The sequence below is a fragment of the Ruegeria sp. BHSB058 genome, assembly GCF_059613285.1.
This window is the reverse complement of record NZ_JBXWSF010000138.1, coordinates 1-4,867: the sequence shown is the minus strand read 5'-3', so window position 1 is coordinate 4,867 and position 4,867 is coordinate 1. Positions and strand designations below refer to the sequence as shown.

Below are 4,867 nucleotides of genomic sequence, written 5' to 3'. Positions count from 1 at the left end.
TGTTCGTAACCAAAGATCCCTGGGTGGGGTCGATCTCGAAAGACCCGGACACCGTTGTCGACACTCTTACAACGCTTTGGACGAAAGGCATGGGCGAATGAGCTTGCTGCACGACGGGCACTTGGTGCCCCTCAATGAGTTATCACTGCACAGGCAGGAATCGTGGGAACGACAAAGCGACTATGTCGCAAGAAACTCGGCTTTCTATCAACGGATTTGGAACGGCAAGCGCCCTCCTAAACGACTGGAAGATCTTCCGGAGCTGCCGTTCTCGGACAAGGCGGGGCTGAGACTGGCGCAACCGGCATCGCCCCCGTTCGGGGATTACCTTGCTGCCCCGGCGGAGAAAGTCGCCAGACTGCATCGTACATCCGGCACGACCGGACAGGCCATGAACCTTGCCATGAGCGCAAGAGATTGCGAAACAACGGAAATCGTTGGAGGTCGCGCGCAGTCCCTTGCCGGGCTGAAGCCGGGGATAACCGTTGTTCACTGCCTGAACTATCAGATGTGGATGGGAGGACTGACCGACCATCTGACGCTGGAGCGCACGGGCGCAACGGTCGTTCCTTTCGGTGTTGGATCGACCGAACTGCTGATCAACACCATATTGGAAACCGGGATCACTGCCATCTCGTGCACCCCGTCTTATCCCGCTGTTTTGGAGCGCGTGATTGCCGACAAGTTTCCGTCCTTGAAGCCTGGTGATCTTGGCCTGAAACTCGGGCTGTTTGGCGGCGAGCCCGGCATTGACGATCCGGAATTTCGCCGGCGCCTAAGCAATATCTGGGGTTTGCAGCCAAGAAACGCGAATTACGGCGTCTCTGACGTGTTTTGCAATTTCGCCTCTGAATGCTCTCATGACACCTCATTGCATTTCGTGGCGCATGATGTCCTGCATGCCGAACTGATCGACCCTGACAACGGGGAACCCAGGGAAATGCTCTCTGGCAACGAAGGAGAACTGGTTCTCACCCATCTCAGCCGTGAATGCCAACCCCTGGTGCGCTTTCGGACCGGCGATATCATCCGCATTGACAATACGGACCCGTGCCGGTGCGGCTGCACCGGCTTTCGGTTCCGGGTGATTGGCCGTTCCGACGACATGGTGGTGGTCCGGGGGCTGAACATGTTCCCGTCCATGGTCGCAGCCGTCATCACCGGATTCGACGAACTGTCGGGTGATTATCGGATCATGCTGGATGTTCCGCCGCCTTATGACGTCTTGCCCGTGCATGTCGAGTTGGCAGCCGACGGTCGGGATGACGGAACCCTAGCGCGGCGGATCGCGGAGAGGTTCAAGAAAAAGCTCGGGGTGACGATACGGGTGAGAATTCTACCCTACGCGACGTTTCCGCGAACCGAAGGAAAAACAAGGCGGGTCATAAGGAGCCATGAATGACAACTTTCACCTATGAAACCATCCGCTCGGATTTGACCGCAGATGGTGTGCGCACGATTTCCCTGAACAGACCGCATGCAATGAACGCGATGAATCGCCTTTTGATCGATGAAGTCACGCTGGCGTTCGACGATGCGAACCGCGACCCCGCGACACGGGCGATCATTTTCACCGGCGAGGGAAGGGCGTTTTGCGCGGGCGATGACCGGCACGAACATGTGCATCCGGAGACCGAGGAAGAAGCGCGCGCAGTTGTGGATGCCATACAGCGCGCGACCGTGGCAATCGTGCTTGGCGCCAAGCCGGTTGTCGGCGCCATCAACGGCTGGGCCGTCGGGGGGGCTTTGAATGGGCGATCAATTGCGACTTTCCGATCTGGGCGGAAAGCGCGCGGGGGTTTTTTCCCGAGGTGTCGCTCAACCTGTTTGTGACCGGTGCCGTGACCTCGATTCTGCCTGCGCTTGTCGGGCCGGTAAAAGCGCGCGAGATGCTGTTTCTGGGACAGCGTTACGCGGCGGCCGAACTCAAGGAAATCGGCGTTGCGTGGAAGGTCGTGCCTGATGACGGTCTGCTGGCCGAGGCGGAAGCGGTCGCGAAACAACTGGCTGCCCTGCCTCAGCTTTCCACACGTGCAATGAAACGTGTCTTGAATCAGGCAACAGCGGGCGGAATTTACCGGGCACTGGAGCTGGAAACCGAGGCGACCGTTGCCGGGTTTCTGGACCCGGAAACCACCCGGCTGCTCAAGGATTTCTGATCGGGCGTAGTCGAAAGCCAGTGTCGAACACACCGTGTCATATCGACCTCTCTTGCGTTCGGGGCCAATCTACCTATGAAGGTCCCGACAAATGAGCTGAGGGAAAGACCGCGATGCGAATGCGTGACACGTTCATCAAGCCGATGCATCCCGAAGGCATCCGGTTTGTCGCGATCTTTGCGGCGATAACTGTCGGCCTGTTTTTCCTGTCCGACGTCCTGGGCTGGATCGGTGTCGGCCTGACGGTCTGGTGTTACTACTTTTTTCGCGATCCCGAACGCGTGCCGCCGTTGGGTGAAGGATTGGTTGTCAGCCCGGCAGACGGCGTGGTTTCGCTGATCGAAAAGGCGGTGCCGCCAAAGGAACTGGGTATGCCCGACATGCCCCTGACGCGTGTCAGCGTTTTCATGAGCGTGTTCAATTGCCATGTGAACCGAACACCCATCGACGGCGAAATCGTCGCTGTCGCCTATCGCCCCGGCAAGTTTTTCAACGCGTCGCTGGACAAGGCCAGCGCCGATAACGAACGCAACAGTCTGCGTATCCGCATGCGGAACGGTCAGGACCTGGCGGTTGTCCAGATCGCGGGCCTTGTGGCCCGTCGGATCGTATGCTTTGTAAATCCAGGTGACGCGATGCAAACCGGTGAGCGGTTTGGCCTGATCCGGTTTGGGTCCCGGCTGGATGTCTATCTGCCTGATGATGTGGATCCGCTGGTGCGCGTGGGGCAAACGATGATCGCCGGAGAAACCGTTCTTGCCGAATTGAGCGCGCCGGATGAACAATAGGCGGCTGGATCAGTGACAGAACCTTCCAAACATGATGAGACCGGGTTTGCGCTGATCCATTTGCTGCCGAACGCGCTGACCATTCTGGCCATTTGTGCAGGCTTGTCGGCAATCAGGTTCGGCGTACAGGGCAATTACGTGCTTTCGGTACAGCTGGTTATCGCGGCCTGTGTTCTGGATGGGCTGGACGGGCGCATCGCCCGCCTGGTCAACGGTGGCAGCAAGCTGGGTGCCGAGCTGGATTCGCTTGCGGATTTCCTGAACTTCGGGGTGGCGCCGCCGCTTATCCTATATTTCTGGGCTTTGCAGGATATCCGAAGTCTGGCCTGGATCGCCGTTCTGTTCTTTGCGGTGTGTTGTGTCATGCGTCTGGCGCGCTTCAATGTGACCAGCAAGTCCGAGACCTGCGACCACGACAAAGCCTATTTCGAAGGAGTGCCATCACCGGCAGGGGCGCTTTTGGTCATGCTGCCCATGTACCTCTCTTTTGCCTTTGCTGACAGGCCGGTGCTGCCCGGCTATCTGATCTGCATTTATATGGTGTTTATCGGACTGCTGCTGATCAGCCGCATTCCGACCTGGTCATTCAAGACCACCCGAATCTCCCGCGGGAACGTGAAGTATTTTCTGATCGGCATCGCTATTGCAGGGTCTGCGCTGCTGACCTTTGCCTGGATCACTTTGATCGCGCTGTGTGTGGGATATGTGGTGATGGTTGCCAAAGCGTGGTTCGGAAGTGAAAAACATTCAAACCATCAGGGAATTTGAAATGGATATTCAAGCTGTGCAATCCTCTTATGCGCGCTGGGCACCGGTTTACGACAAGACATTCGGTGTCATCACCAATGCCGGACGGCGGCGCGCGACCGAGTATGTAAACGGCCGCTCCGGGTCGGTTCTGGAGGTTGGGGTGGGTACCGGCCTTTCGCTGGAACACTATGCTCCCGAGCTTCAGGTGATCGGTATAGATTTCAGCGAGGACATGCTGAAGAAAGCCCGGAAAAAAGTAAGCGCCATGCGACTGACCAATGTCGCAGAGCTGCGTCAGATGGATGCCCGGACACTCGATTTCCCCGACAACCACTTCGACACGGTTGTGGCGATGCATGTGCTTTCCGTCGTTCCGGAACCGGAAAGAGTGATGGCGGAAATCGCGCGGGTCTGTAAACCGGGCGGAAAAGTGGTTATCACCAATCATTTCCAAAGAGAGCAGGGTTTGCTTGCATCGCTTGAAAAGGCAATTGCGCCGCTTGCCAACACGATCGGCTGGCATTCCGATTTCGAGATCGAAACCGTGCTGAAAGAGGCGGCATTGACCCTCGAAGAACAAACGCCCCTGCCCCCATTTGGTATGATGACTTTTGTGGTTCTGGAAAAATCAGAGATGTCGCCGTCAGCTTTGCAGGCCTAGTCCCTTCACGCCCGCAGGCCTTGGGCGGGTGAAACGTTCTGGTTGTTGACCTATGGCTGGCGACCGTTCATCCTGAATGGGTTCCCCTGCGCAGAGAGGCCACAATGACTTGTCGGAACCTGCTGCGAACCTTATTCGCAAGCCTCTGGATCGGGCTGGCCCTTCCCGCCGGTGCCCAGACGCCCGGCGCGTGTGTTGTTACCCGTGTGGAAGGGGGTGCGGAGGTCTCTGCCCGCGGTGCAGGCGTACAGGCCGCGGTGACGGGCCTTGGGTTGGGTCGCAATGCCAAATTGCGCACCGAGGCCGGAGCCCGTGTCACCCTGCGCTGTTTCGGCGGGCTTGATGTCGTTGTCGGCCCCGAAAGCGAGGTCGATGTGCTTGGCCTTCTGGAGGGGGGCACGAAACCGTTGGGATTTCGGCTGATCGACGGGCTAGCCGGGTTCCTGTTCTCATCTCAGGACGGAAACGGCGTTCAGATTCGCACGCCGTCCGCCGTTGCCGCCGTGCGT

General features: G+C 58.2%; 5 protein-coding genes and 1 pseudogene. All 6 read left to right on the top strand.

The genetic code is table 11. The features are described from left to right. Nucleotides 1-97: 97 nt before the first annotated feature. Complete coding sequence (locus tag AC2FNB_RS20410; RefSeq protein WP_496748604.1) at nt 98-1,402, top strand: phenylacetate--CoA ligase family protein; 1,305 nt, start codon at nt 98-100, stop codon at nt 1,400-1,402. Then, nucleotides 1,399-2,159 (top strand): annotated as a pseudogene (locus AC2FNB_RS20405) (enoyl-CoA hydratase/isomerase family protein). Before AC2FNB_RS20410 ends, AC2FNB_RS20405 begins: the two are co-directional and overlap by 4 nt. 113 nt (nt 2,160-2,272) lie before the next feature. Further along, nucleotides 2,273-2,947: a phosphatidylserine decarboxylase gene (locus AC2FNB_RS20400; protein ID WP_480748991.1), complete on the top strand. Its 675-nt coding sequence runs from the start codon at nt 2,273-2,275 to the stop codon at nt 2,945-2,947. A 12-nt stretch (nt 2,948-2,959) separates the two neighbouring features. Further along, nucleotides 2,960-3,715 (top strand): CDP-diacylglycerol--serine O-phosphatidyltransferase, encoded by a 756-nt coding sequence (pssA, locus tag AC2FNB_RS20395; RefSeq protein WP_480748990.1) that lies wholly within the window; start codon nt 2,960-2,962, stop codon nt 3,713-3,715. A 1-nt stretch (nt 3,716) separates the two neighbouring features. After that, nucleotides 3,717-4,358, top strand: a complete 642-nt coding sequence (locus tag AC2FNB_RS20390; protein WP_496748603.1) for a class I SAM-dependent methyltransferase — start codon at nt 3,717-3,719, stop codon at nt 4,356-4,358. Nucleotides 4,359-4,462: 104 nt separating this feature from the next. After that, nucleotides 4,463-4,867 (top strand): FecR family protein (locus tag AC2FNB_RS20385; RefSeq protein ID WP_496748602.1); only part of this gene is annotated, 405 nt, incomplete at its 3' end.

Excerpts from the sequence above, each read along its gene's own strand:
- AC2FNB_RS20410 (WP_496748604.1), top strand. The coding sequence starts at position 98 with ATGAGCTTGCTGCACGACGGGCACTTGGTGCCCCTCAATGAGTTATCA.
- AC2FNB_RS20400 (WP_480748991.1), top strand. The coding sequence starts at position 2,273 with ATGCGAATGCGTGACACGTTCATCAAGCCGATGCATCCCGAAGGCATC.
- AC2FNB_RS20390 (WP_496748603.1), top strand. The coding sequence starts at position 3,717 with ATGGATATTCAAGCTGTGCAATCCTCTTATGCGCGCTGGGCACCGGTT.